Genomic DNA, 1,525 nt, shown 5'->3' on the forward strand with positions numbered 1-1,525 from the left:
AAAGAGGAGTGGCGAACGGGTGAGTAACACGTGGGTAACCTGCCCATCAGAAGGGGATAACACTTGGAAACAGGTGCTAATACCGTATAACAATCGAAACCGCATGGTTTCAATTTGAAAGGCGCTTTACGGTGCCGCTGATGGATGGACCCGCGGTGCATTAGCTAGTTGGTGAGGTAACGGCTCACCAAGGCAACGATGCATAGCCGACCTGAGAGGGTGATCGGCCACATTGGGACTGAGACACGGCCCAAACTCCTACGGGAGGCAGCAGTAGGGAATCTTCGGCAATGGACGAAAGTCTGACCGAGCAACGCCGCGTGAGTGAAGAAGGTTTTCGGATCGTAAAACTCTGTTGTTAGAGAAGAACAAGGGTGAGAGTAACTGTTCACCCCTTGACGGTATCTAACCAGAAAGCCACGGCTAACTACGTGCCAGCAGCCGCGGTAATACGTAGGTGGCAAGCGTTGTCCGGATTTATTGGGCGTAAAGCGAGCGCAGGCGGTTTCTTAAGTCTGATGTGAAAGCCCCCGGCTCAACCGGGGAGGGTCATTGGAAACTGGGAGACTTGAGTGCAGAAGAGGAGAGTGGAATTCCATGTGTAGCGGTGAAATGCGTAGATATATGGAGGAACACCAGTGGCGAAGGCGGCTCTCTGGTCTGTAACTGACGCTGAGGCTCGAAAGCGTGGGGAGCAAACAGGATTAGATACCCTGGTAGTCCACGCCGTAAACGATGAGTGCTAAGTGTTGGAGGGTTTCCGCCCTTCAGTGCTGCAGCTAACGCATTAAGCACTCCGCCTGGGGAGTACGACCGCAAGGTTGAAACTCAAAGGAATTGACGGGGGCCCGCACAAGCGGTGGAGCATGTGGTTTAATTCGAAGCAACGCGAAGAACCTTACCAGGTCTTGACATCCTTTGACCACTCTAGAGATAGAGCTTCCCCTTCGGGGGCAAAGTGACAGGTGGTGCATGGTTGTCGTCAGCTCGTGTCGTGAGATGTTGGGTTAAGTCCCGCAACGAGCGCAACCCTTATTGTTAGTTGCCATCATTTAGTTGGGCACTCTAGCAAGACTGCCGGTGACAAACCGGAGGAAGGTGGGGATGACGTCAAATCATCATGCCCCTTATGACCTGGGCTACACACGTGCTACAATGGGAAGTACAACGAGTCGCAAAGTCGCGAGGCTAAGCTAATCTCTTAAAGCTTCTCTCAGTTCGGATTGTAGGCTGCAACTCGCCTACATGAAGCCGGAATCGCTAGTAATCGCGGATCAGCACGCCGCGGTGAATACGTTCCCGGGCCTTGTACACACCGCCCGTCACACCACGAGAGTTTGTAACACCCGAAGTCGGTGAGGTAACCTTTTTGGAGCCAGCCGCCTAAGGTGGGATAGATGATTGGGGTGAAGTCGTAACAAGGTAGCCGTATCGGAAGGTGCGGCTGGATCACCTCCTTTCTAAGGAATATTACGGAGACTACACACGTTTGTCGATACTTTGTTCAGTTTTGAGAGGTCTACTC

1 rRNA gene is annotated in these 1,525 nt (G+C 52.7%); it reads left to right on the forward strand.

From position 1 onward, the window contains the following. A 16S ribosomal RNA gene (locus CUS89_RS07785) occupies positions 1–1,460 on the forward strand; the annotation flags it as partial. Positions 1,461–1,525: the final 65 nt, after the last annotated feature.

It is taken from the genome of Enterococcus mundtii (assembly GCF_002947535.1).
GTDB lineage: Bacteria > Bacillota > Bacilli > Lactobacillales > Enterococcaceae > Enterococcus_B > Enterococcus_B mundtii_B.